Annotated in this window: 23 protein-coding genes; 13 read left to right on the top strand and 10 right to left on the bottom strand. The window is 52.9% G+C overall.

Going from position 1 to position 24,573, the window contains the following annotated elements; translation table 11 throughout:
- The 10 genes from tsaE to EDC54_RS15800 all read left to right on the top strand — a co-directional run bounded on the left by tsaE (position 1) and on the right by EDC54_RS15800 (position 10,979).
- A complete protein-coding gene (gene tsaE / locus EDC54_RS15755; protein ID WP_132458468.1) occupies positions 1–483 on the top strand; it encodes a tRNA (adenosine(37)-N6)-threonylcarbamoyltransferase complex ATPase subunit type 1 TsaE in 483 nt (160 codons plus the stop codon).
- On the top strand, positions 480–2,147 hold the full coding sequence (gene amiB / locus EDC54_RS15760; RefSeq protein ID WP_132458471.1) for an N-acetylmuramoyl-L-alanine amidase AmiB: 1,668 nt from the start codon (positions 480–482) through the stop codon (positions 2,145–2,147). Before tsaE ends, amiB begins: the two co-directional genes overlap by 4 nt.
- A gap of 51 nt (positions 2,148–2,198) precedes the next feature.
- Positions 2,199–4,208 (top strand): DNA mismatch repair endonuclease MutL, encoded by a 2,010-nt coding sequence (gene mutL, locus EDC54_RS15765; RefSeq protein WP_132458474.1) that lies wholly within the window; start codon positions 2,199–2,201, stop codon positions 4,206–4,208.
- Positions 4,201–5,142: a tRNA (adenosine(37)-N6)-dimethylallyltransferase MiaA gene (gene miaA / locus EDC54_RS15770; protein ID WP_132458477.1), complete on the top strand. Its 942-nt coding sequence runs from the start codon at positions 4,201–4,203 to the stop codon at positions 5,140–5,142. The genes mutL and miaA overlap by 8 nt, the downstream gene beginning before the upstream one ends.
- Positions 5,143–5,253: 111 nt before the next feature.
- Positions 5,254–5,553 carry an RNA chaperone Hfq gene (gene hfq, locus EDC54_RS15775; RefSeq protein ID WP_132458480.1) on the top strand — a complete coding sequence of 100 codons (300 nt, stop codon included), beginning with the start codon at positions 5,254–5,256 and terminating at the stop codon, positions 5,551–5,553.
- 92 nt (positions 5,554–5,645) lie between these two features.
- Entirely contained in the window at positions 5,646–6,926 is a 1,281-nt protein-coding gene (gene hflX / locus EDC54_RS15780; RefSeq protein WP_132458483.1) for a ribosome rescue GTPase HflX, read from the top strand.
- Between the two features lie 90 nt (positions 6,927–7,016).
- Positions 7,017–8,282 (top strand): FtsH protease activity modulator HflK, encoded by a 1,266-nt coding sequence (gene hflK, locus EDC54_RS15785; protein ID WP_132458486.1) that lies wholly within the window; start codon positions 7,017–7,019, stop codon positions 8,280–8,282.
- Between the two features lie 3 nt (positions 8,283–8,285).
- Positions 8,286–9,275 (top strand): protease modulator HflC, encoded by a 990-nt coding sequence (gene hflC, locus EDC54_RS15790; RefSeq protein ID WP_132458489.1) that lies wholly within the window; start codon positions 8,286–8,288, stop codon positions 9,273–9,275.
- A gap of 105 nt (positions 9,276–9,380) precedes the next feature.
- Positions 9,381–9,581 carry a DUF2065 domain-containing protein gene (locus EDC54_RS15795; RefSeq protein ID WP_132458492.1) on the top strand — a complete coding sequence of 67 codons (201 nt, stop codon included), beginning with the start codon at positions 9,381–9,383 and terminating at the stop codon, positions 9,579–9,581.
- Positions 9,582–9,680: 99 nt separating this feature from the next.
- Positions 9,681–10,979 (top strand): adenylosuccinate synthase, encoded by a 1,299-nt coding sequence (locus EDC54_RS15800; protein ID WP_132458495.1) that lies wholly within the window; start codon positions 9,681–9,683, stop codon positions 10,977–10,979.
- Positions 10,980–11,076: 97 nt separating this feature from the next.
- On the opposite strand, the gene mpl is transcribed toward EDC54_RS15800, so the two are convergent.
- Complete coding sequence (mpl, locus tag EDC54_RS15805; RefSeq protein WP_132458498.1) at positions 11,077–12,456, bottom strand: UDP-N-acetylmuramate:L-alanyl-gamma-D-glutamyl-meso-diaminopimelate ligase; 1,380 nt, start codon at positions 12,454–12,456, stop codon at positions 11,077–11,079.
- A 169-nt stretch (positions 12,457–12,625) separates the two neighbouring features.
- Here mpl and fbp point away from each other — a divergent pair, with 169 nt between their 5' ends.
- Entirely contained in the window at positions 12,626–13,630 is a 1,005-nt protein-coding gene (gene fbp, locus EDC54_RS15810; RefSeq protein WP_132458501.1) for a class 1 fructose-bisphosphatase, read from the top strand.
- 121 nt (positions 13,631–13,751) lie between these two features.
- Here the strand turns inward: fbp and ruvX are convergent, their stop codons facing one another.
- The 7 genes from ruvX to metK form a co-directional block, all read right to left on the bottom strand.
- Positions 13,752–14,171: a Holliday junction resolvase RuvX gene (gene ruvX, locus EDC54_RS15815; RefSeq protein ID WP_132458504.1), complete on the bottom strand. Its 420-nt coding sequence runs from the start codon at positions 14,169–14,171 to the stop codon at positions 13,752–13,754.
- Positions 14,171–14,734 (bottom strand): YqgE/AlgH family protein, encoded by a 564-nt coding sequence (locus EDC54_RS15820; protein ID WP_132458507.1) that lies wholly within the window; start codon positions 14,732–14,734, stop codon positions 14,171–14,173. Before EDC54_RS15820 ends, ruvX begins: the two co-directional genes overlap by 1 nt.
- Before the next feature lie 84 nt (positions 14,735–14,818).
- Positions 14,819–15,778, bottom strand: a complete 960-nt coding sequence (gene gshB / locus EDC54_RS15825) for a glutathione synthase (RefSeq protein ID WP_132458510.1) — start codon at positions 15,776–15,778, stop codon at positions 14,819–14,821.
- 11 nt (positions 15,779–15,789) lie between these two features.
- A complete protein-coding gene (rsmE, locus tag EDC54_RS15830; protein WP_132458513.1) occupies positions 15,790–16,524 on the bottom strand; it encodes a 16S rRNA (uracil(1498)-N(3))-methyltransferase in 735 nt (244 codons plus the stop codon).
- A 246-nt stretch (positions 16,525–16,770) separates the two neighbouring features.
- Positions 16,771–17,469, bottom strand: coding sequence for a deoxyribonuclease I (gene endA / locus EDC54_RS15835; RefSeq protein ID WP_132458516.1), 699 nt, complete (start codon positions 17,467–17,469; stop codon positions 16,771–16,773).
- 96 nt (positions 17,470–17,565) lie between these two features.
- Positions 17,566–18,078: a SprT family zinc-dependent metalloprotease gene (locus EDC54_RS15840; RefSeq protein ID WP_132458537.1), complete on the bottom strand. Its 513-nt coding sequence runs from the start codon at positions 18,076–18,078 to the stop codon at positions 17,566–17,568.
- Positions 18,079–18,202: 124 nt separating this feature from the next.
- Positions 18,203–19,354, bottom strand: coding sequence for a methionine adenosyltransferase (gene metK, locus EDC54_RS15845; protein ID WP_132458519.1), 1,152 nt, complete (start codon positions 19,352–19,354; stop codon positions 18,203–18,205).
- Between the two features lie 720 nt (positions 19,355–20,074).
- Between metK and speA the strand changes: the two genes are divergently transcribed.
- Positions 20,075–22,057, top strand: a complete 1,983-nt coding sequence (gene speA, locus EDC54_RS15850) for a biosynthetic arginine decarboxylase (protein ID WP_132458522.1) — start codon at positions 20,075–20,077, stop codon at positions 22,055–22,057.
- A gap of 54 nt (positions 22,058–22,111) precedes the next feature.
- Here speA and EDC54_RS15855 read toward each other — a convergent pair whose 3' ends face one another.
- Positions 22,112–22,657, bottom strand: coding sequence for a helix-turn-helix transcriptional regulator (locus EDC54_RS15855; protein WP_132458540.1), 546 nt, complete (start codon positions 22,655–22,657; stop codon positions 22,112–22,114).
- A gap of 669 nt (positions 22,658–23,326) precedes the next feature.
- Positions 23,327–24,085 carry a metalloprotease LoiP gene (loiP, locus tag EDC54_RS15860; RefSeq protein ID WP_132458525.1) on the bottom strand — a complete coding sequence of 253 codons (759 nt, stop codon included), beginning with the start codon at positions 24,083–24,085 and terminating at the stop codon, positions 23,327–23,329.
- 404 nt (positions 24,086–24,489) lie between these two features.
- Here loiP and EDC54_RS18275 point away from each other — a divergent pair.
- Positions 24,490–24,573 (top strand): hypothetical protein (locus EDC54_RS18275; RefSeq protein WP_196238466.1); only part of this gene is annotated, 84 nt, incomplete at its 3' end.

The following is a 24,573-nucleotide window of genomic DNA, read 5'->3' on the forward strand; positions in this document are numbered from 1 at the left end:
ATGAAAAAGAAAGTATTACTTCTGCCGGATGAGGCAGCAACCATCGCGCTAGGCGCTGCGCTGGCAAATGCCTGCGACAGCGCTTGTGTTATTCACCTTTATGGCGATCTCGGCGCAGGGAAAACCACCTTTAGCCGTGGGTTCCTTCAGGCGCGCGGTCATCAGGGTAATGTTAAAAGCCCCACTTATACTCTGGTCGAGCCTTATGCGTTATCGCCGCTGGCGGTTTATCATTTTGATCTTTATCGATTGGCTGATCCGGAAGAGCTGGAATTTATGGGGATCCGTGATTACCTGACGCAGGATGCCATTTGCCTGATTGAATGGCCGCAACAGGGGGCCGGTGTGTTGCCCGATGCGGATATCGAACTGCATTTGCGCTATCAGGATCAGGGCAGACAGGCTGAGTTATCCGCTGTTTCTGCGACTGGCGACGCCGTGCTAGCGCGCTTTTCCCTCCAGTCAGGAACCATAACATCATGATCAATCGTCTGGTTAGGCTGTTCATCGGCGTAGGGTTGTTGCTTGCGGGAGCGGCCTGGGCCGCTAATTTATCGGATATCAAGGTGGATAACGCCTCTGCTCAGGCCACGGTTCGGCTGAGCTTCAGCGGCCAGCCGGTTTATGCGTTTTTCCCGCTCAGCAACCCGGCCAGAGTGGTTATCGATATTCGTCAGACCGGCGTCATACAAGGGTTGCCGCTGGAATTCAGCGGAAAAAACCTGATTAAGCGTATTCGTACCAGCAACGCGCAGGATGCACAAAGCCTGCGTCTGGTGCTGGATTTAACGCAGGCCGCCAGAACACGGGCGGTAACGCAAAAAGAAGGTTCAGGGTACGTTGTCGTCTTCACCATTAACGGCGACAAAGCCAAAACGACGCAAGCTTCAGCGCCTCCTGCCTCGCGACAGCAAAAGAGTGCTCCGGCCGAGCCAACCAGAAATCCCTTTACCAATAAACCGACGGCTGTGGTGAGCGGCAACGCGTCGGCCACCAGAACGCCGATCAGACAAGGTAATGAACGGATAGTGGTGGCGATCGATGCCGGTCATGGCGGTCAGGATCCCGGCGCCATTGGTCCGAATGGGCTGAGGGAGAAGAATGTCACGATTTCTATTGCGCGTAAGTTGCAGGTCCTTCTGAATCGCGATCCGGCTTTTAAAGGCGTGCTGACGCGCGACGGCGATTACTTTATCTCGGTCATGGGGCGTTCCGATGTGGCACGTAAGCAGGGCGCGAATCTGCTCGTGTCCATTCATGCGGACGCCGCGCCAAACCGCAATGCTAAAGGGGCGTCGGTTTGGGTGCTTTCGAACCGCCGCGCGAATAGTGAAATGGCAAACTGGCTGGAACAGCATGAGAAACAGTCTGAACTGCTAGGTGGGGCGGGCGATCTACTGGCGAACAGCAATGCCGATCCTTATCTGAGTCAGGCGGTGTTGGATCTGCAATTTGGCCATTCCCAGCGGGTGGGATATGACGTGGCGACCAAGGTGCTGCGCGAACTTCAGCGCGTGGGCGGGCTGCATAAACGGCGGCCAGAGCATGCCAGTCTGGGCGTATTACGCTCCCCCGATATTCCCTCGCTACTGGTGGAAACCGGGTTTATTAGTAACGTGGCGGAAGAGCGGCTGCTGGGAAGTAATGACTATCAGGAAAAAATCGCCAATGCGATTTATCTGGGCCTGAGGGGGTACTTCCAGACGCACCCGATGCAATCTCTCCCAAAGCAGGAAAGCCGTCCGCTACGGCAGGCGGCAAATAATAAGACGACATCGGGTCGTAAGGTAACGGCGTCGACGGCAGGGAGTGTACGTCATACCGTCGCACGCGGCGAAACGCTCTCTTCCATCGCGCGGCAGTACGGCGTCAGTCTCGCGGCCATGCGCGCGGTCAATAAGCTGAACAAGGATATCGTCTGGGTTGGACAGCGCCTGAATGTCCCGGCTAACGGGGTAACGCGGCAGACGGCCTCTGCCCCTGTGTCGAAAAAGGCCGTCCCGGTGAAGCATAAGGTCGTAAAGGGTGATAGCCTGAGTGCGATTGCCGCTCGTTATGGCGTCAGCATGAAGGAGATCCAGCAGGCGAATAATATGCGTTCCGGTACGGTGCAACTGGGCCAGACGCTGATTATACCGTCCGCCTGATTCTGCATGCCGACGATGTTGATAGATTAAGGATAGTAAGAGGGATACGCCATGCCGATTCAGGTGTTGCCGCCGCAGTTGGCTAACCAGATTGCTGCCGGCGAGGTGGTTGAACGTCCGGCTTCGGTGGTGAAGGAGCTGGTGGAAAACAGTCTGGATGCCGGGGCGACCCGAATTGATATCGACATCGAACGCGGTGGCGCGAAGCTGATTCGTATTCGTGACAATGGCGCGGGGATTGGCAAAGATGATCTCACGCTGGCGTTGGCGCGTCATGCGACCAGTAAAATCGCCACGCTTGACGATTTGGAAGCCATTGTCAGTATGGGGTTTCGCGGTGAAGCACTGGCGAGTATCAGTTCCGTTTCGCGTTTGACGTTGACGTCACGGACCGCCGAACAGGCTGAAGCCTGGCAAGCCTACGCTGAAGGGCGTGACATGGCGGTGACGGTCAAGCCTGCGGCCCATCCTGTGGGCACCACGCTGGAAGTGCTGGATCTGTTTTATAACACCCCCGCTCGCCGTAAGTTTCTGCGCACGGAAAAGACCGAGTTTACCCATATTGATGAAGTTGTGCGTCGTATCGCGCTGGCGCGTTTTGATGTCGCCATTACGCTGCATCACAACGGGAAACTGATGCGGCAGTATCGTGCAGCACCCGACAAGAGTAAGTATGAACGTCGTTTAGGCAGCATCTGCGGGGCGGCGTTTTTACAGCATGCTCTGGCGGTGTCGTGGCAGCACGACGATCTCTCCATTCATGGTTGGGTTGCCGATCCCGCCTACGCTAAACAACTGCCAGATATGCAGTATTGCTACGTGAATCAGCGCATGATGCGCGATCGGCTCATTAACCATGCCATCCGACAGGCGTATCAGGATCAACTTAGCGACGATCAACTGCCCGCGTATGTTTTATATCTGGAGATCGATCCACATCAGGTGGATGTGAACGTGCATCCTGCCAAACACGAAGTGCGGTTCCATCAGGCGCGACTGGTGCATGACTTTATCTATCAGGCGGTGATGTCCGTTCTGCAACAGGCATCCGCGCCGGGGCTAGGCATGACAGAGCCCGATAGCGGAAAACCCGTGCAATGGCAGCAGGAAAACCGCCCCGCCGCAGGCGAGAATCATTTCGCCCAGTCGTCTGCAACCGATCATCCTCCCGCGTATGGCGGGAAAACGCCGCGCGCGGGCCATGCGGGTCAGTCAAAATCGCCCGGTTATGTCGGCTATCAGCCTGAGAATCCCTACCAGAAAAAGCAGGGTGAACTGTATAAGGCGCTGTTAAGCGCAGAGCGGGGCGCGCCAAGTGCAGCACAGTCGGCAGGCGAGGGCGCGTCTGTGCCGCTGAACGTTGTTATACCGCCAGAGACGACCAGGCCATCCACACGATCGCATGATAAGCCGTCGAGCCAAGCGACGGCTGACGCGCCCGCCGCTCTGACTAAGCCATGTCCGGGGGGCGAATCGCCGTTGGAAAGCCAGTCGAGCGGTTTTGGACGGGTACTGACCGTGTATCCACCACACTATGCGCTGCTGGAATACCGTAAGGGGTTGGCAATCTTGTCGCTGCCGGTTGCCGAACGCTACCTGAAAGCGATGCAGCTGACGCCGTCGGAGGAAGGGTTACGGGCGCAGCCGCTTTTGATTCCGCAGCGTTTGATGTTGAGTAAAAGCGAACTGGACGTACTGGCTGCGCATCACGATTTACTGATGCGGTTTGGTATTGATATTCAGGTGGAATCCCAGCGGGCGACGTTGCGCGGCGTACCTTTACCATTGCGCCAACAAAATTTACAAAACTTGATCTCTGAACTGATAGGCTATCTGGCCAACGAACAGACGGCATCGACACACCCGGTGGACACCGCGGCGTTCGCGTCGTGGATTGCGTCGCGTTTGCAAAGCGATCGGGAGAGCTGGAGCCATGCTCAGGCCATCCAATTATTGGCGGACGTTGAGCGACTTTGTCCGCAATGGGTAAAAACGCCGCCGTCTGAACTTCTATCAGTGATGGATATCCACGGAGCCATCAAGGCGTTGCAGCATGAGTGATGTAGGAAAAAGGTCGTTACCCCCCGCCATTTTTATTATGGGGCCGACGGCGTCAGGAAAAACGGCGCTGGCGATGGCGCTGCGAGAATCTCTGCCGGTTGAGTTGATTAGCGTTGATTCCGCCCTCATTTATACGGGAATGGACATTGGGACGGCCAAGCCGAGTGTGGAAGAGCTGGCGCAGGCGCCGCACCGGTTGATTGATATCCGCGACCCGGCTGAGTCTTATTCCGCGGCGGAGTTTCGTCGCGATGCGCTACGGGAAATGGCGGAGATCACCGCCGCCGGGCGTATCCCCCTGTTAGTCGGGGGGACGATGTTGTATTTCAAGGCGCTGTTGGAGGGGCTTTCTCCCTTGCCGCCGGCCGATGCTGAAGTGCGTCAACGCATTGAAATGCAGGCAAAAGAAGTGGGTTGGGACGCGATGCACCGGCAGTTGAGTGACATTGATCCGGTCGCGGCGACTCGGATTCATCCAAATGATCCGCAGCGGCTTTCGCGAGCACTGGAAGTTTTTTTCGTTTCAGGCAACACTTTAACTGAACTGACAAAAACGGTCGGTGACGGGTTGCCTTATCGGGTTCATCAGTTTGCCATCGCCCCGGCGACGCGTGAATTGTTGCATCAGCGGATTGAGCAACGTTTTCACCAGATGTTGGCGGCAGGTTTTGAGGCGGAAGCGCGGGCGTTATTTGCCCGAAAGGATCTGCACACGGATATGCCGGCGATTCGCTGTGTGGGGTACCGCCAGATGTGGTCATATTTATCCGGTGAAATTGGTTACGATGAGATGGTTTACCGAGGCATTTGTGCCACGCGTCAGCTCGCGAAGCGGCAAATGACCTGGCTGCGTGGTTGGGATGATGTCTGTTGGCTGGACAGCGAAAAACCTCTTGAGGCGCTGGACAAAGTGATACAGGTTGTTAGTGCATAGGTTGAGTGATTGTGTACAATTGATGAGTCTCAGCGCACGAATTTTTACACCGTTATTTTAGAGCCGCAGGGCTCTTTGTTACAAACAACATACAAATAAGGAAAATATAGAATGGCTAAGGGGCAATCTTTACAAGATCCGTTCTTGAACGCTCTGCGTCGTGAACGAGTTCCGGTTTCGATTTATTTGGTTAACGGTATTAAGTTGCAAGGTCAGATCGAGTCGTTCGATCAATTTGTGATTTTGTTGAAAAACACGGTCAGTCAGATGGTCTATAAGCACGCCATCTCCACGGTTGTTCCTTCTCGCCCGGTGTCTCACCATAGCAACAATCCAGGCGGCGGTAGTAACTATCATGGTAATAATCCGGCTGTTCAGCAACAGTCGCAGGACACTGATGACGCCGAATAAGTCGTATTGTCAATTCACCACGGCGTGGGAGTCGGGCGTATCGCTCGTCTCCTTCGCTGTGGTGTTTTTTGCTCGTTTGAGAGGTTACTCGTTTGTTTGACCGTTATGAATCGGGTGAACGGGCCATATTAGTTCATGTTTACTTCTCGCAAGATAAAGATACGGAAGATTTGCTGGAATTTGAGTCTCTGGTTTCCTCTGCCGGCATTGAGTCCTTGCAGGTGGTAACCGGGAGTCGTAAGGCACCGCATCCCAAGTATTTTGTAGGGGAAGGCAAAGCCGAAGAGATTGCTCAGGTCGTGAAAGCGACGGGCGCGTTTGTCGTGTTATTCGATCATGCGCTGACGCCGGCTCAGGAACGTAATCTGGAGCGTTTGTGTGAGTGCCGGGTGATCGACCGTACCGGGTTGATTTTAGATATTTTCGCCCAGCGTGCGCGAACGCACGAGGGGAAGCTTCAGGTAGAACTGGCGCAACTGCGTCACCTTGCGACCCGACTGGTTCGCGGTTGGACGCACCTTGAACGCCAGAAGGGCGGGATCGGTTTGCGTGGCCCGGGTGAAACCCAGCTTGAAACTGACCGTCGTTTATTGCGTAACCGCATCAGTCAGATACTGTCTCGCCTTGAACGGGTGGAAAAACAGCGCGAGCAGGGGCGGCGGTCGCGGGTTCGCGCCGATGTGCCGACGGTTTCGCTGGTGGGCTACACCAACGCGGGTAAATCCACGTTGTTCAACAGAATTACATCGGCCGGGGTTTATGCCGCCGATCAGTTATTTGCCACATTGGATCCCACATTACGCCGCATTGAAGTGGACGATGTCGGTGATACGGTGCTGGCGGATACCGTAGGTTTTATCCGGCAGTTACCCCATGATCTGGTGGCTGCGTTTAAGGCTACATTACAGGAAACGCGTCAGGCTTCACTGCTGTTGCACGTTGTTGACGCTGCCGATCCTCGTCTTGACGAGAATATCGATGCGGTCAATGACGTACTCGCGGAAATTGAGGCGGATGAAATACCCGCGCTCCTGGTGATGAACAAGATTGATATGCTGGATGACTTTGTGCCGCGTATCGATCGCAACGAAGAGAATTTGCCGGTACGGGTCTGGCTTTCGGCACAGACCGGCGACGGTATTCCGTTGCTATTTCAGGCACTGACTGAGCGGCTTTCCGGGGAAATTGCGCAATATACGTTGCGACTTCCCCCGCAGGCAGGACGCTTACGTAGTCGCTTCTACCAGCTTCAGGCAATAGAAAAAGAATGGATTGAAGAGGACGGGAAAATAGGTCTGGTTATTCGCATGCCGATTGCCGACTGGCGCCGCCTTTGCAAAAAAGAGCAGGAACTGATGGACTATATTGCCTGACTGGCGGAGCAGTCTGGATCGCGAAATAGTCCGACGGACTCTGGGATATTGAACCTGAAGAACATCTATCATAAAGAATGGAGCTAAAACATGGCGTGGAATCAGCCCGGTAATAACGGACAAGACCGCGACCCGTGGGGGAGCAGCAGCAATAATGGCGGCAACTCTGGCGGAAATAACAACAATAAGGGTGGCCGGGATCAAGGGCCGCCGGATCTGGACGATATCTTCCGCAAGCTGAGTAAAAAACTCAGCGAACTGGGCGGCGGAAAAGGTTCAGGCTCCAGCAACAGCGGAAACGCTGGCGGCCCGGCGTTGGGCGGTCGGATCGTCGGTATCGCTGCCGTCGCTGCGGTTGTTATCTGGGCGGCAACAGGCTTCTACACCATTAAAGAAGCGGAGCGCGGTGTGGTCACGCGCTTTGGTAAATTCAGCCATCTGGTTGGCCCCGGTCTTAACTGGAAACCGACTTTTATCGATTCCGTTCGCGCGGTCAACGTCGAATCCGTTCGTGAACTCGCGACCTCGGGTGTGATGCTGACCTCGGATGAAAACGTGGTGCGCGTTGAGATGAACGTCCAGTATCGTGTAACGGAACCTGAACGCTACCTGTTCAGCGTGACGAATGCGGATGACAGTCTGCGTCAGGCTACCGACAGCGCCCTGCGCGGTGTGATCGGTAAGTACACGATGGATAAAATTCTGACGGAAGGTCGTACCGTGGTGCGTACCGATACGCAAAAAGTATTGGAAGAGACCGTGCGTCCGTACAACATGGGCGTCACCCTGCTGGACGTTAACTTCCAGACGGCGCGTCCGCCGGAAGACGTCAAAGCCGCGTTTGACGATGCTATCGCGGCGCGTGAAAACGAGCAGCAATACATCCGTGAAGCGGAAGCCTATGCGAATGAGGTGCAGCCTCGCGCCAACGGTCAGGCTCAGCGTATTCTGGAAGAGTCTCGCGCTTATAAAACCCGTACCGTGCTGGAAGCGCAGGGTGAGGTAGCCCGTTTTGCCAGAGTGTTGCCTGAATATAAAGCCGCGCCGGAAATCACCCGCGAGCGTCTGTATATCGAAACGATGGAGCGTGTTTTGAGCCATACCCGTAAGGTTCTGGTCAATGACAAAGGCGGTAACCTGATGGTATTGCCGTTGGATCAGATGCTGCGTGGACAAGGCGGCGAGCACTCACAGAGCAATAATACCAATAGCAGCGCGAACCCACTGCGTTTACCGTCCGGTAACAGCAACAGTGCGAACAACAGCCAGACGCGCGGCAGTAACAATGGAAATATCATGGATCAGCGCAGAGCGAATGCGCAGCGTGATGACTTCACTCGAGTCGGGAGAGAATAATCGATGCGTAAACCCTTACTATTTATTCTGATCCTGGTACTGATGGTGGTCTACGCGTCACTGTTTGTGGTGCAGGAAGGCCAGCGCGGCATTGTGATGCGTTTCGGTAAAGTACTGCGTGATGACGGAAACAAGCCGCTGATTTATTCGCCAGGTTTGCAGTTCAAGATCCCGTTTATCGACTCCGTTAAAATGCTGGATGCGCGTATCCAGACGATGGAAAATCAGGCTGACCGCTTTATCACTAAAGAGCAGAAAGACCTGATTATTGATTCCTATATCAAATGGCGCATCAGCGATTTCAGTCGTTACTATCTGGCAACGGGCGGTGGGGACATTTCTCAGGCTGAAGTCCTGTTGAAACGTAAGTTCAGCGACCGACTGCGTTCAGAGATTGGCCGTCTGGATTTAAGAGGGATTGTTACCGATTCCCGCGGCCAACTGATGACGGATGTGCGTGACGCATTGAATACCGGGACAGGCGAGACGACCGAAGCGGATAACGCCATTGCTTCTGCTGCGGCGCGTGTTGAAAAAGAGACAACGAGCAATGAGCCTCATATCAACCCTAACAGCATGGCTGCGTTGGGTATTCAGGTCATTGACGTGCGTATTAAACAAATCAACCTGCCGACAGAAGTGTCTGACGCGATCTATCAGCGTATGCGTGCAGAACGTGAGGCGGTAGCGCGTCGCCACCGCTCGCAAGGTCAGGAAGAAGCCGAAAAACTGAAAGCGGCTGCGGATTATGAAGTGACCCGTACTCTGGCTGAAGCGGAGCGTCAGGGACGCATTACCCGTGGTGAAGGGGATGCGGAAGCGGCGAAATTGTTTGCGAATGCTTTCAGCGAAGATCCGGATTTTTACGCGTTTATCCGTAGCCTGCGTGCGTATGAAGAGAGTTTCAAAACGAATCAGGACGTCATGGTGCTGAGTCCGGACAGTGATTTCTTCCGCTATATGAAATCACCGGATACGACGCTGCGTCGTTAACGGATAGTTTACGTCATGTTTATAAAGCCCGTTTTTACGGGCTTTTTTTATTATCGGGTGGCGACGCCGCTTTGGTAACGATACACACGCTTTTGGGGAACGTTTATGGATTCTACGATTTGGCTGGCGCTCGGGCTGATTTTGATACTTGAAGGACTGGGGCCTTTACTTTTCCCCCGAATTTGGCGGCGCATGATTTTGGGAATGGCACAATTGCCGGATAATATTTTACGTCGTTTTGGCGGCGGAATAGTCGTTGCCGGCTGTGTGATCTACTACATGTTGCGCAGCCGGATTGGGGGGTAATATTAAGCGGAAAAATGTGCGCAAACGTGTGCTAAAAGTACTGAAAGCATCCAAATGAGATGTTAGAATCCTTTTTTAAGCAACCTGGTGATTCTTGAAATGGGTAAGAACGTCGTCGTACTGGGCACCCAATGGGGTGACGAAGGTAAAGGCAAGGTCGTTGACCTGCTGACTGAACGGGCTAAATATGTTGTGCGCTATCAGGGCGGTCACAACGCTGGCCACACGCTGGTTATCAACGGTGAAAAAACCGTCCTTCATTTAATTCCTTCTGGCATTCTGCGTGAAAATGTCGTCAGTATCATCGGTAACGGTGTTGTGTTGGCACCTGACGCATTGATGAAAGAAATGACGGCGCTTGAAGCGCGTGGCGTCCCGGTACGTGAACGTCTGCTGCTTTCAGAAGCCTGCCCGTTAATCCTGCCTTATCACGTCGCGCTGGATAACGCGCGTGAAAAAGCGCGTGGCGCGAAAGCCATTGGTACGACGGGGCGCGGTATCGGCCCGGCGTATGAAGATAAAGTTGCCCGCCGTGGCCTGCGCGTCGGCGATCTGTTCGACAAAGAAACCTTTGCCGTCAAACTGAAAGAGATCGTTGAGTACCACAACTTCCAGTTGGTTAATTACTACAAAGTCGATGCCGTCGATTATCAGAAAGTCCTGGATGATGTCCTGAAGATCGCTGACATCCTGACGGCGATGGTCGTTGATGTTTCCGATCTGCTGTACAAGGCGCACCTGCGCGGCGATTTCGTCATGTTTGAAGGGGCGCAAGGAACGCTGCTGGATATCGATCACGGCACTTATCCGTATGTGACCTCCTCCAACACGACGGCGGGCGGCGTTGCGACCGGCTCAGGTTTGGGGCCGCGTTATGTGGACTACGTGCTGGGTATCGTTAAAGCTTACTCTACCCGTGTGGGGGCCGGTCCTTTCCCGACGGAGCTGTTTGATGAGATGGGCGAGCATCTGTCCCAGAAAGGTAACGAGTTTGGCGCGACGACGGGCCGTCGCCGCCGTACCGGCTGGCTGGATACGGTTGCCGTGCGCCGTGCCGTGCAGATCAATTCGCTGTCGGGTTTCTGCCTGACTAAACTGGATGTTCTGGATGGCCTGAAAGAAGTTAAGATTTGCGTGGGCTACCGTCTGCCGGATGGCACAGAAATCGATGTGACGCCGTTGGCGGCCGAAGGCTGGGAAGGTATCGAGCCGATTTACGAAACGCTGCCGGGGTGGTCTGAAAGTACGTTCGGCGTGAAAGAGCACAGCAAACTGCCGCAGGCTGCGCTGAACTATATCAAGCGTATTGAGGAAGTGACCGGCGTGCCGATTGATATCATTTCTACCGGCCCGGATCGCAGCGAAACCATGATCCTGCGCGACCCGTTCGACGCCTGACTTCGTTTCCCAACAGGGCAATGCGAGACATGAAAAAGGACGGGTTTCCCCGTCCTTTTGTCGTTTAACCGTTACGATGCGCGAGCGTCGGTTTCTTCTACTCTTCTTTCGCCTTCTGCGCCTTTTCCTTTAGTCCTGCCAGCAGCTTGCTGTGAATATTGCTGAACCCACCGTTGCTCATCACCAGAATATGGTCGCCAGGCTGGGCGGTTTTGACGATATTCTCGACCAGCGTATCAATATCCGCGCTCCAGTGAGCGGGTTGAATGCAGGCTTCCGCGACTTCTGCCACCTGCCACGGGATGTGCGCCGGTTGAAACAGGAAGACTTCATCCGCGCGGCCTAAGGAAGGGGCCAGCTCATTTTTACACATGCCCATTTTCATGGTATTCGATCGCGGTTCAAGCACGGCCAAAATTCGGGCCGTACCGCCGACCTTGCCGCGCAGTGCAGCCAGCGTCGCCAGAATCGCGGTTGGGTGGTGCGCAAAATCATCATAAACCGCAACACCCTGCTCCGTACCACGTAGCTCAAGGCGACGACGTGCGTTGATGAACCCCCCTAGCGCACGGCAGGCGTCAGCGGGCAAGACGCCAACATGATGGGCGGCGGCGATGGCCATCAGTCCGTTGTGCATGTTGTGTTCACCCACCAGTTTCCAGTGAACTTCACCCACCAGCTCATTATTCAGATAAACCTGATATTGGCTGGCGTCGATAGCCACTTTCTGCGCGCGCCACACGCCTTCTTCACCAACCAGCTCCTGATCGCTCCAACATCCCATCGCCATCACCTGTTTGAGATTGAGGTCGTTGGTAGGCAGGATGATCTTCCCACTGCCAGGCACCAGCCGCACAAGGTGGTGGAACTGTTTCTGAATGGCTTTCAGATCGTCAAAGATATCGGCATGATCGAACTCAAGATTGTTAAGCACCAGCGTTCTTGGGCTGTAATGTACGAATTTGGAGCGTTTGTCGAAGAACGCACAGTCATACTCATCGGCTTCAAGCACCATGAACGGACTATTCCCCAACCGCGCGGAAACGGTGAAGTTGCCGGGAACGCCACCGATCACAAAACCGGGTTGATAACCGCACGCTTCCAGAATCCAGGTGACCATACCTGCGGTCGTGGTTTTGCCATGCGTTCCCGCGACGGCAATCACCCAGCGATCGCGTAGCACGTAATCATGCAGCCACTGTGGGCCGGAAATATAGGGCAAACCCTGTTCCAATACGGCCTCGACGCACGGGTTTCCGCGCGTCATCGCATTACCGATGATGACGATGTCGGGCGCGGGGGAAAGCTGTGCCGGATCGTATCCCTGAATCAGTGTAATGCCTTGTCCTTCAAGTAAGGTACTCATGGGGGGATAAACATTCGCATCTGACCCCGTGACGTCATGCCCCAACGAGCGGGCGAGTAGGGCGAGACCACCCATAAAGGTGCCGCAGATACCTAAGATATGAATACGCATACATTTTCCATCTTCACAGTGAGTCTGCGTCACATTCTAACGCTATGAATCCACCATAAGAAATGGATTTGACTAGGTACTCACTTTATCTTTGGGCTACACTGCATGCGCAAACGTTGGCGGTATAGAAATGAAACCGCTTTTCATCCGTAGATTTTGGAATAGTGTTATGAAAACGTTAGGCGAATTTATCGTCGAAAAACAGCACGATTTCTCTCACGCCACAGGTGAGCTTACCGCGCTGCTGTCTGCTATCAAACTGGGTGCCAAGATTATTCACCGTGATATCAATAAAGCGGGTCTGGTTGATATTCTGGGCACCAGCGGGATTTCTAATGTTCAGGGCGAAGTACAGATGAAGCTGGATCTGTATGCCAATGAGAAACTGAAAGCAGCGCTGAAAGCTCGCGGTGAAGTTGCTGGTATCGCCTCTGAAGAAGAGGATGAGATTGTTATCTTTGAAGGCGATAAGGCGGAAAACGCGAAATATGTGGTTCTAATGGACCCGCTTGATGGTTCTTCGAATATCGATGTGAACGTCTCTGTCGGGACTATTTTCTCTATTTATCGCCGCATTACGCCGCTGGGGACATCGGTTACAGAAGCCGACTTCTTACAGCCCGGTAATAAACAGGTTGCCGCCGGCTACATCGTTTACGGTTCTTCCACCATGTTGGTGTACACCACGGGCCACGGCGTTCATGCCTTTACCTACGATCCGTCACTCGGCGTATTCTGTCTTTCGCATGAAAAAGTTTGCTTCCCCGAAAAAGGGAATATGTATTCCATCAATGAAGGGAACTACATCAAGTTTCCACTGGGTGTGAAAAAATACATCAAATACTGTCAGGAACAGGATGAGGCGACCCGACGTCCTTATACGTCGCGCTATATCGGCTCACTGGTGGCGGATTTCCACCGTAACCTGCTGAAAGGCGGGATTTACCTCTACCCGAGCACGGCGAGCTATCCGCAAGGCAAACTGCGTTTGCTGTACGAATGCAACCCGATGGCGTTTCTGGCTGAGCAGGCGGGCGGTAAGGCCAGCGATGGTAAGAACCGGATTCTGGATATCATGCCTGAGAAGCTGCATCAGCGCTCGCCGTTCTTCGTCGGCACGGAATCCATGGTTGATGACGTCGAACGTTTTATCCGTGAATTCCCGGACGACTGATTGACGATCCCCGCGTTCTCGGACCCTCTGCCAACGCGGGATGTTTTTGATGACGCTCCTTTCGGCTCGCTACCCTTACGGGCCGTCGCAAGCGACGTTGAACATTTCTTCCGGAAATTTTTTAAGGCTGGGTTTCAAACCAGCTCTCCAGAATAATCACCGCCGATGCGGCATCCACGCGACCTTTATCCAGCGCACGAAAACCGCCGCGTTCGAAGAGATCGGCGCGGGCTTCCACCGTACTCAGCCGTTCATCATGCAGCGCAATGGGTATGCCGAAGCGGCCATGCAGCCGGTTGGCGAATTTTCGCGCCCGGGCCGTCAAGGGTTGCTCCGTGCCATCCATGTTGAGCGGCAGGCCGACAACCGCGAGCGCAGGCTGCCACTCTGACAACAGTTTCTCGACGTTCTGCCAGTCGGGAATGCCTTCCTGCGCTTTGATTGACGTCAGCGGGCGAGCGGTACGGGTTATCTCCTGACCGATCGCCACGCCGATGCTTTTTGTGCCGAAATCAAAGGCAAGAATGGTTCTGCTGGTCATCAGGCGTGTCCTGCTTCGGTAGAGATATTATGAATATCGATGCCCAGTTTTCTGGCTGCCGCCCGCCAGCGTTCGGCAATCGGCGTGTGGAACAGAATCTCTTTATCTGCCGGCGTTGTCAGCCAGGCGTTTTCCAGCAATTCTTCTTCCAACTGTCCGTTTTCCCAGGCGGCATAGCCTAAGGCGACCAGCGTATTTTGGGGCTGACTGGCGGTACCTAATGTTTCCAACACGTCTTTTGAGGTGGTGATCATCGTGTCCTCAGAAATACTGATACTGGAAGCAAAACCTGCGCAGGGCGTGTGCAGGATAAAACCGCGATCGTCCGCAAGCGGTCCACCCAGAAAGACGGGGCGATCCAGACGAATGGCCGGATCGCGCGGCGTCGGATCTATTTTTAGCTTTTTCAGCACATTTTCCACAGTGAACTGATCCATCGGCTTGTTAATGATCAGCCCCATGGCTCCGTCTTCATTATGTTCGCAGATATAGACCACCGAACGTTTAAATACAGAGTCCTGTAGCGCCGGCATAGCAATAAGGAAGTGATGCTGTAAATTCATTGTGTATTTTTATCGATATCCATCAGCGTTAGAAAAGCGGCCCGCATCGCACGGGCCGGGTGGCGTGTCGCACTCCCTTACTTGTTAGCGGGTACGCGTAGCCAGACGTTTTTCAATGGCGTTCATCAGCATGCCGGTGATGGAAACATCCGGATAGGCCGCTTCAATTTCGCGCACGCAGGTCGGGCTGGTGACGTTGATTTCCGTCAGACGGTCACCGATGATGTCCAGACCGACGAAGATCAGGCCCTTCGCTTTTAACGTTGGAGCGACGTCGCGGGCGATTTTCCAGTCGCTTTCGGTCAGCGGACGCGCCTCGCCGCGGCCTCCGGCAGCCAGATTACCACGTGTCTCGCCGCTTTTCGGGATGCGTGCCAGACAGTAGGGAACCGGCTCGCCGTCGACAACCAGCACGCGCTTATCGCCGTCTTTAATCGCGGGGAGATAATTCTGCGCCATGCAGTAGCGGATAGCGTGTTCCGTCAGCGTTTCAATGATGACGGAGACGTTGGCATCATCCTGTTTGAGGCGGAAAATCGAGGCGCCGCCCATGCCGTCCAGGGGCTTGAGAATGACATCGCCGTGTTTTTCATGGAACTGACGCAGCTTGTCCGCGCGGCGCGTAACGAGCGTATCGGGCGTCAGATGTGGGAACCAGGCGGTGAAGAGTTTCTCATTGCAGTCGCGCAAGCTTTGCGGTTTGTTGACGATCAGCGTGCCTTTCTCTTCCGCGCGTTCCAGAATATAGGTGGCGTAAATGAACTCCGTATCGAACGGCGGATCTTTACGCATCAACACCACATCCAGCTCTTCCAGTGCGATATCCTGCTCGCCGGAGAAATCGTACCAGCCATCGTCATCGTACTGAACGCTCAGACGACGAGTTGTCGCCCGCGCGACGCCAGCGTGCATATAGAGATCGTTCATCTCCATATAGTGGAGTTCCCAACCACGACGCTGTGCTTCCAGCAACATGGCAAAGCTGGTGTCCTTCTTGATATTGATGGCGTCAATCGGATCCATCACGATACCGAGTTTGATCATTCTTTTCTCCTTTACCCCAAATCGCCGAAACGTACCTGTAAGGCGGTAATGGCGGTGAGTGCAGTAGTTTCTGTACGCAAAACGCGTGGCCCCAACAGGATATCAGTGAATCCATATTCGGAGGTCATGGTAATTTCATCGGCGGAAAGTCCGCCTTCCGGGCCGATCAATAATCTGACTCGCTCGACGGGCAGCGGTAAGGTGTTAATGCTCTGCGACGCGCGTGGATGCAGGTTGAGTTTCAACGCGTTGTCCTGTTCCGCACACCAGGCTTCCAGCGACATTGCTGGCCGAACCTGCGGCACCCGGTTGCGGCCGGATTGTTCGCAGGCAGCAACCGCGATTTTTTGCCACTGGCCTATTTTTTTCTCCATCCTGTCTGCATCCAACTTAATACCGCAGCGTTCGGAAAGCAGGGGAGTAATAATATTGACGCCCAGCTCGATGGATTTCTGGATCGTGAATTCCATTTTTTCGCCGCGCGACATCACCTGACCCAGATGCAGATGTAAAGGGGATTCTTTATCTTCCAACCTACCCGCCGCGCAGCGAACCCGCACGCGCTTTTTGTCCGCGAAGATAATTTCTGCATCAAAGACATCATTGCTGCCATCAAACAACTGTAACGGCTGACCCGCATTCATGCGCAACACGCGGCCAACATGATTGGCGGCATCGTCGCTGAGTTCCACTTCGCCGCCGTTGGGGGGAAGCGTTTCGGGATGAAAAATGCGTGGTACGCGCATACTGAATTAAGACCTTTGAATGAGATAAATTGCGTATATCCGCCGTACTCCAGGCGACCAATGCGTTAGTTAGGTTACCCGGTCCTCCGGAGAATTCCCCCTTAGGTCGTTGCTTCGCCCTGTTCAAAACAAGCCTGTTTTGCCCTGCAACTCGAATGTTAGGGAGGAATACGCCAGAAATAGCAGAACCACCGTAACCTGACGGTGGTTGCAAATAAAACAGACTAACTATAGTAGGGAGACGAACTATTGCTGGCAAGCCTGTTGAACATAGGGATTATGGTTTCCCTGCTTTTTGGCGATATGACGATCGCGGGTACACTCCCATTGTGTGACGGGATACAGCTTATTCCACGCTTCAAAGAGCCGGGTTTGCTGGTTGGAGAGCCTTAATGCATAACGGTCGCGCATGTAAAAATAGGTTCTGGCGATCTGGCCGCGGGCGCGAGCAGGCGGCTCGGCCAGATTGTTTTTGAAATCAACTTTCATTTCGCACTGACCATACTGCGATGCGCCGTGATTCCACTGGCCGTACATGGCGTTGCCGCGATCGCCGTTCACTTCGCCGATGGCCGGTTGCAGGTTGTGCAAATCGTTCTCCATCTTGCGGTAGACGGAGTCGCTGCTACAGTTTTTTCTGCCGCCGTCCTGCCAGCATTGGCGCTGGTGGCCAAACTGCCAGGCTGGCACGACATGTTCCCACTCGATACGGTTAGCGCGCTGTTTATTTTTCCTGACCTGATAACCGCAGGACGCTAAATCGGGCGTGCCTTTTTTACCCTGCCAGGTAATTTTACAGCCGCAGTAAAACGAACCCGGCGCATCCCGATTTATCTTGACCGCCGCCGCCTTTGCCTGTGAGAAATGATTGATGTTCTGAGCGGGCGCACTGGCCGAAAACAGGCCGGTGCCGATGAAGAGAGAGGCGATAATGTTGCGTGACATGGTCCAAATAATCCACTGGCAATAAAGCTGGCAGACTACCGGATGTCGCGATGGCAGGCAAATGCAAAAGCAGTTTTTAAAACCAAAAATTCCCTTTTAAATAGAATTTCTTACATCGTAACGTAAAATTTTTCCGCAACGACGGCAGCGATATTCTGTTTCGCCGCGCAGCACCCGATTGTGTCGACGGATCGTAAGCTCATGCCGCTGGCAATCGCACAGGTACGTGAACGTCTTACCCTGTACGGACTGTACCGCGAACCGGTGTGTGCGTTTTGCCGGAACCTGTAAGACGCTTTCCATCATCCAGCGCCACTCTTTACCGTGAGGGGCAACCCGCCCGAAACGCGCGTACACCAGCAGGTGCGCCAGCTCATGAGGCACCACTTCATCGATAAACGCCTGCTGATTTTCCTGTAACAAGACGGGATTCAGACGGATTTCCCAGTGTTGCAGCCAGGCCGTGCCGGCAGTCCCCCCCCGCTGCTGGTAATTCACCGTGGGTTCTGTGTAGTTCGTCTGTAAGGTGAGGTTGGCCTGCCGTAGTTTTTCACGCAGGCAGCGCATCACAGCCTGGTGGCAGGAGATAGGGATTCGAGGTGTGTTCATCCCGGCGAGCATAAAGCGAGTCGCCAGCGTATGCAATAGGTGAACCGGCAGGAACGCCTGGAAGGCCGAATGAAAAACGGCGAGCGTGAGGCTCGCCGTTATGGGGTGACTGACAGCGGGACGATTACAGGCCCGCGGCGTCGCGCAATGTTGCCGCTTTGTCGGTTTTTTCCCACGGGAAGTGCTCGCGGCCAAAGTGGCCATAGGCGGCGGTTTCCTGATAAATCGGATGCAGCAGGTCCAACATCTGGATTAAGCCGTAAGGACGCAGATCGAAGAATTCACGCACCAGCAGCGTCAGTTGCTCCGTCGCCACTTTCTCTGTGCCGAAGGTCTCAATCATGATGGAGGTCGGTTCCGCCACGCCGATGGCGTAGGACACCTGAATTTCACAGCGATCGGCCAGACCGGCTGCGACGATATTTTTGGCGACATAACGGGCGGCATAAGCGGCGGAACGGTCAACTTTAGACGGATCTTTCCCCGAAAACGCGCCGCCACCGTGACGCGCCGCGCCGCCATAGGTATCAACAATGATTTTACGTCCCGTCAGGCCGCAGTCACCCATTGGGCCGCCGATAACAAAGCGTCCGGTTGGGTTAATGAAATATTTGGTGCTGGCAGACAACCACTCCGTCGGCAGAACCGGTTTAATGATCTCTTCCATCACCGCTTCTTGCAGATCTTTTTGATTGACGTCTTCTGCATGCTGGGTTGACAGCACCACGGCATCGATACCGACAATCTTGCCATCGTCGTATTGGAACGTCACCTGACTTTTCGCATCCGGACGCAGCCACGGCAGTGCGCCATTTTTACGGACTTCAGACTGGCGTTGAACCAGACGGTGTGCATACGTCACTGGCGCCGGCATGAGCACGTCGGTTTCATTGGTTGCATAGCCGAACATCAACCCCTGATCGCCCGCGCCCTGTTCCAGCGGATCGCTGCGGTCAACGCCCTGATTAATGTCAGGCGACTGTTTGCCTATGGCGCTGAGCACGGCGCAAGAATTGGCATCAAAGCCCATTTCAGAATTAACGTAACCGATGTCACGTACGGTACGACGGGTGATTTCTTCAATGTCGACCCAAGCGCTGGTGGTAATTTCTCCCCCCACTAACACCATTCCGGTCTTTACATAAGTCTCGCAAGCGACGCGCGCTTTAGGGTCTTGCTCCAGAATGGCGTCGAGAACCGCATCGGAAATCTGGTCGGCAATTTTGTCAGGATGTCCTTCAGAGACAGACTCGGACGTAAAAAGGTGTTTAGCCATGGGTTTCTTTACCTTCAAATCAAAGCCGTTAAGCATTGTATCAGTTAATCAGTATAGATGGATTAACATCTGGATGGCTATTCTAGGATACCTTTAAGCTTGAGTACCAGTAGTTTTTCACGCTAGATAGCCGCTATGTTGAATCATCGGCCGTTTTTTCTTTTACAAGAGATGACTGACGATAATTTTCATTTTGCTTTTCCTACAGCATGCCTGTATAAACGCGCGAGCGGCGGTCATCTTACGCTGGACGCCGCGACATCTTGAGTTTCTCATTGATCGCTGACCGCTTAAGAGTGGCGCGCGTGGAGGTGGTAGGATTAATGACCCGTTGTTTACTGAGTGTATTGCCTTCGCAATATGGTCCTTTTGACGCGAGTGCGTTAGCGACTCAACCCTTCTTTTCTGTTTCCAGATGTTGCCTGCCGTTAAATTCGACACAGGACGCCAGGGCTGGTTAACCCGCCAGTTATTCTTTCTGCCAGACGCGTATCACGCTGCTCTGGTCATGTTCGCCCGGTGATTTTCACGACGGGTTTTATCGATCCGTAACCCGGAAATCGCCAACGTATTTTTACACGAATAAGGGTAATAAAGTGGCGGCATACTTCACTACGCCAGTTTTTTCACTGTCGACACCGCATATTGCAGCTATGCTCATGTGGGTTGTTTATTCAGGTACTGATGTGATTAGCAGTATAGAAAAAGAAGAGGTTCGTTATGTCTGACGACATGATTCATCACGGCTCGTCAGCGACGGGTAAACATGACAATTTGCGCTCTATGCAGGAGGTTGCGATGAATGACCGTAATGCCAGCGAAATGCTTCGTACCTATAATATTGCCTGGTGGGGCAATAACTATTACGACGTTAACGAGCTCGGCCACATCAGCGTATGCCCGGATCCTGACGTGCCTGAAGCACGAGTCGATCTGGCCAGATTGGTCAAAGATATGCAGAAAGACCATCATCAGCGTCTTCCCGCATTATTCTGCTTTCCGCAAATCCTTCAGCATCGCCTGCGCTCGATTAATGCAGCGTTTAAACAGGCGCGTGAATCGTTTGGTTATAAAGGCGGCTATTTTCTGGTCTACCCGATCAAGGTTAACCAGCACCGTCGCGTTATTGAGTCATTGGTGAATTCGGGTGAACCACTGGGGCTGGAAGCCGGCTCAAAAGCCGAGTTGATGGCGGTGCTGAGCCACGCCGGCATGACACGTACCGTGATCGTTTGCAACGGTTATAAAGACCGTGAGTACATCCGTCTGGCGCTCATCGGTGAAAAACTGGGTCACAAGGTTTATCTGGTCATCGAGAAGATGTCCGAAATTCAGCTGGTGCTGGAAGAGGCCGAGCGTTTGCAAGTGGTGCCGCGCCTCGGCGTCCGGGCTCGTCTGGCTTCTCAGGGGGCAGGGAAGTGGCAGTCCAGCGGTGGCGAAAAATCCAAGTTTGGTCTGGCGGCGGTACAGGTACTGCAACTGGTGGAAATGCTGCGTGAGGCTGGGCGGCTAGACAGCCTGCAATTGCTGCATTTCCATTTAGGGTCGCAGTTGGCGAATATCCGTGATATCGCGACCGGCGTGCGTGAATCCGCGCGCTTTTATGTCGAACTGCACAAACTGGGCGTCAATATCCAGTGCTTCGACGTCGGGGGCGGTCTGGGGGTTGATTATGAAGGTACTCGCTCCCAGTCTGATTGCTCGGTGAACTACGGCCTGAATGAATACGCCAATAATGTGATTTGGGGGATTGGCGATGCTTGTAATGAGCACGGCCTGCCGCACCCGACGGTGATCACGGAATCTGGTCGTGCGGTCACCGCCCATCATACCGTACTGGTTTCCAACATTATCGGCGTTGAGCGCAACGAGTTCAGCGAACCTACGGAACCGAAAGAGGGTGCTCCGCGTATGCTGGAGAGCCTGTGGTCAACCTGGCGGGAGATCAAACAGCCGGGAAAACGTCGTTCTCTGCGTGAGTGGCTGCATGATAGCCAGATGGACTTACATGATGTGCATACTCAGTACACGCATGGCATGTTGGATTTGACACAGCGCGCGGAGGCGGAACAGCTTTATCTGAGCATCTGCCAGATGATTCAGGCGCAGTTGGATCCGAGTAACCGGGCGCATCGGCCAATCATTGATGAATTACAGGAGCGGATGGCCGATAAGCTGTATGTCAACTTCTCGCTGTTCCAATCCATGCCGGATGCGTGGGGAATCGATCAGCTTTTCCCGGTACTGCCGCTGGAAGGGCTGGATAAGCCGCCTGAGCGTCGCGCGGTGTTGCTGGATATTACCTGTGATTCCGATGGCTCTATCGATCACTACGTGGATGGCGACGGTATTGCGACGACCATGCCGATGCCGCCTTACGATCCGGAAAACCCACCATTGCTGGGGTTCTTCATGATTGGAGCCTATCAGGAAATTTTGGGAAACATGCATAATCTGTTCGGCGATACATCGACCGTCGACGTCTTTGTCTTCCAGGACGGTACCGTCGAGATTGAAGAATCCGATCCCGGAAATACGGTGGCCGACATGCTGGAATATGTCCAGCTTGACCCGAAAGTGATGATGACCCGTTTCCGCGATCAGGTTAAAGAAAGTGACTTTGATGCTGAACTTCAGGCGCAGTTCCTGGCCGAGTTTGAAACAGGGTTGTATGGCTATACTTATTTAGAAGATGAAGATTAAGCAGGATTGAAGAGTAAAAAGGGATGTGAGTGCGCATCCCTTTCTCGACTCCGCTCAGATCTGCGCGCTGCTTATATTGATATTGGCGGTGGGTTTGGTCAGAGAGTCAAATTCTTCAATCACGCTGTCTTTGAAGATAATTTTGGCGATAAGTAGTAAGGAGTTTTTATCCTGAACGCCATATTTATTCAGTAATCTTGATTTGCTGTTCAATACGGACTTTTTATTTAACCCGATGATGTCGGCGATGGCTTCCGCCGTATAACCGGCGCACCAATACTGGAATACGGCATATTCAGATTTGGAAAGCCTGACGGGATTGAATAAACGGCGATCATGGAGATAGGCGAAATCCAGCAATTTATAAAAAGAATCAATGGGGGCTGACTTTGAAATGAGAATTGTTTTTTCGTCAATGCACGCAGGGGGATGATAAGGCGAATTGTTGATGATAACGAATGAGGACGCCAGACTATAAAAATGGGTTCTTATCGACTCATAGTATTTTTCAAATCCCTCGCTGCTGCCGTCAATGATGAAAATACATTTTTTATTTCCATGCTGTAATGTGAACCGGTTGACGGGCTTTATCGAGAGCATAGGAATACTGGATAGGACTTCCCGTAATCCTACCGTGGTAAAATTGCATTTACTGAAAATTCTCACATCCATGATTTTTAACACATATGAGTTTATTGTCTGAAAGCGGCCGCGAACCAATAATCTGATGTTACTTAATGTTGCCCAGTTATTAATAAATGGTTGCTGTGAAATACGTTTACATCGCTAAAAAATAGAACTTCTTAAGCAAACCGCAGAAGCTAAAGCCTGTGTTATCACCTGTGTATGTGATAAGACTGGAAAAAGAGTACCTTATTGGTTTCGTATAGTATGCTTGATTTGCTGGTCTATTTCTATCTTTAATACATGGGGTTATCCCATCGCTGTCACTGCGCCCCGAGACCATGACTGCCTGTTTGTCCGCATCCCGCCATGCCCTCTACGGCTTCCTGTCTCGGAAAATGGATTGAATATCCTTTCTTAAAAAAAGAACGAAAAGTAAATTATATTGGGGAAAACTATTTATTAATGCTTATCAATTATTGAAATCTATCATGATGCAGACGGCATCGCTCGGACGAGTCTGTTTATTACAAAGTAGCTTACAGCGAATACGGCGGGGATGATAGTGGTCTGATGACTTACGGGCAATTGAAAAAATCTCATTGCCCGTGCGGACTTTATTTTTTAAAACGTCAGACGTCGTGATTACTTCTCGGCAGCAATGCGTTCACGAATGTGTTTGGCGCGTCCTTCCGATGAAGGGTGGGAGTCAAACATACTGCTCTCATGACCGGCATCCAGTTTGGCGAGTTTCTCAAAGCTGGTTGCCAAACCTTCTCGTTTGATGCCGCGTTTCTTCAGTAGATCAAAGGAATAATCATCAGCCTGACTTTCCTGAGCTTGAGAGAATTGGGAATTAACCAGTTTTTCTCCCAGATCGGCTAGCTGAGATTGTGACAACGACGCCGCCACGCCGCCAGCAGAGGCGATTGCGCTACGGGCGGCAGTCGCAGCATAGGCAACCTGCATGGCTTTACGGGTATGCCCCAGCGCGACGTGGCCCATTTCATGGCCGAGTACGCCTTCGACTTCATTGTCGTTCATCATGTCCATCAGGCCGCTGTAAACGCGGATACAACCATTAGCCATCGCCCAGGCGTTAACATCTTTCGTCAAATACACCTTGTAGTTCGCCGGTGTACCGTTGATATCGTAGCCCAGTGCATCCGCAATTTTATTCAGACGTTGTGTGTATTTGCTGTTGGCAGGGGCAATTTTTGCCTCTTTATCCATTTGCTCACAGGATTGATCGCTGAGCGTTTTAACTTGTTCGTCACTGAGCGTCGCGGCCTGAAAAGCCTGAGTACCCGATTGCATCAAGGCACTCGTGTTTAAGTTCTGGCAGCCGGTCAGCAACGTTGCCGTGGCAACACTCAGAGCCAGCATAGAAGAACGAATTGCCATAGAAATCATCTCCCTACGATAGTGTTTGTTTTAGTAAAAGATTGAAGCGGGTATAACCTACCCGAAAACGGCATTGAGTAATAGAGCGGAAAATCTGATTTGTATTTACCGTGTTGCCCATTTCAGGGAAACATCACTGGCGTAATGCGAAAAGTCAGTGCGCATAAAGGCGAACTCACTGGAAACAGGCGATGTGACGCTGCAATCAACTGCATAACGGGCAAAAGCACCGCCATTGATTCGTTAGCAGAATAATCCCTGTTTTTTTGCTCACGGTTCCATGTGCATTCGCTGCATTTTTCATGTACATTTGTAGTCATATTTATTTCGCTATTCCTTTTTATCTTGTTGATTAATAAGTATTATTTAGGAAGGCGTTTGTTCAATCCGATCTGGAGTCAAGCATGTCCTCTCGTAAAGAACTTGCCAATGCTATCCGCGCGCTGAGCATGGATGGCGTGCAGAAAGCCAAATCCGGTCACCCGGGC

The organism is Samsonia erythrinae, from assembly GCF_004342665.1.
Classification (GTDB): Bacteria; Pseudomonadota; Gammaproteobacteria; order Enterobacterales; family Enterobacteriaceae; genus Samsonia; species Samsonia erythrinae.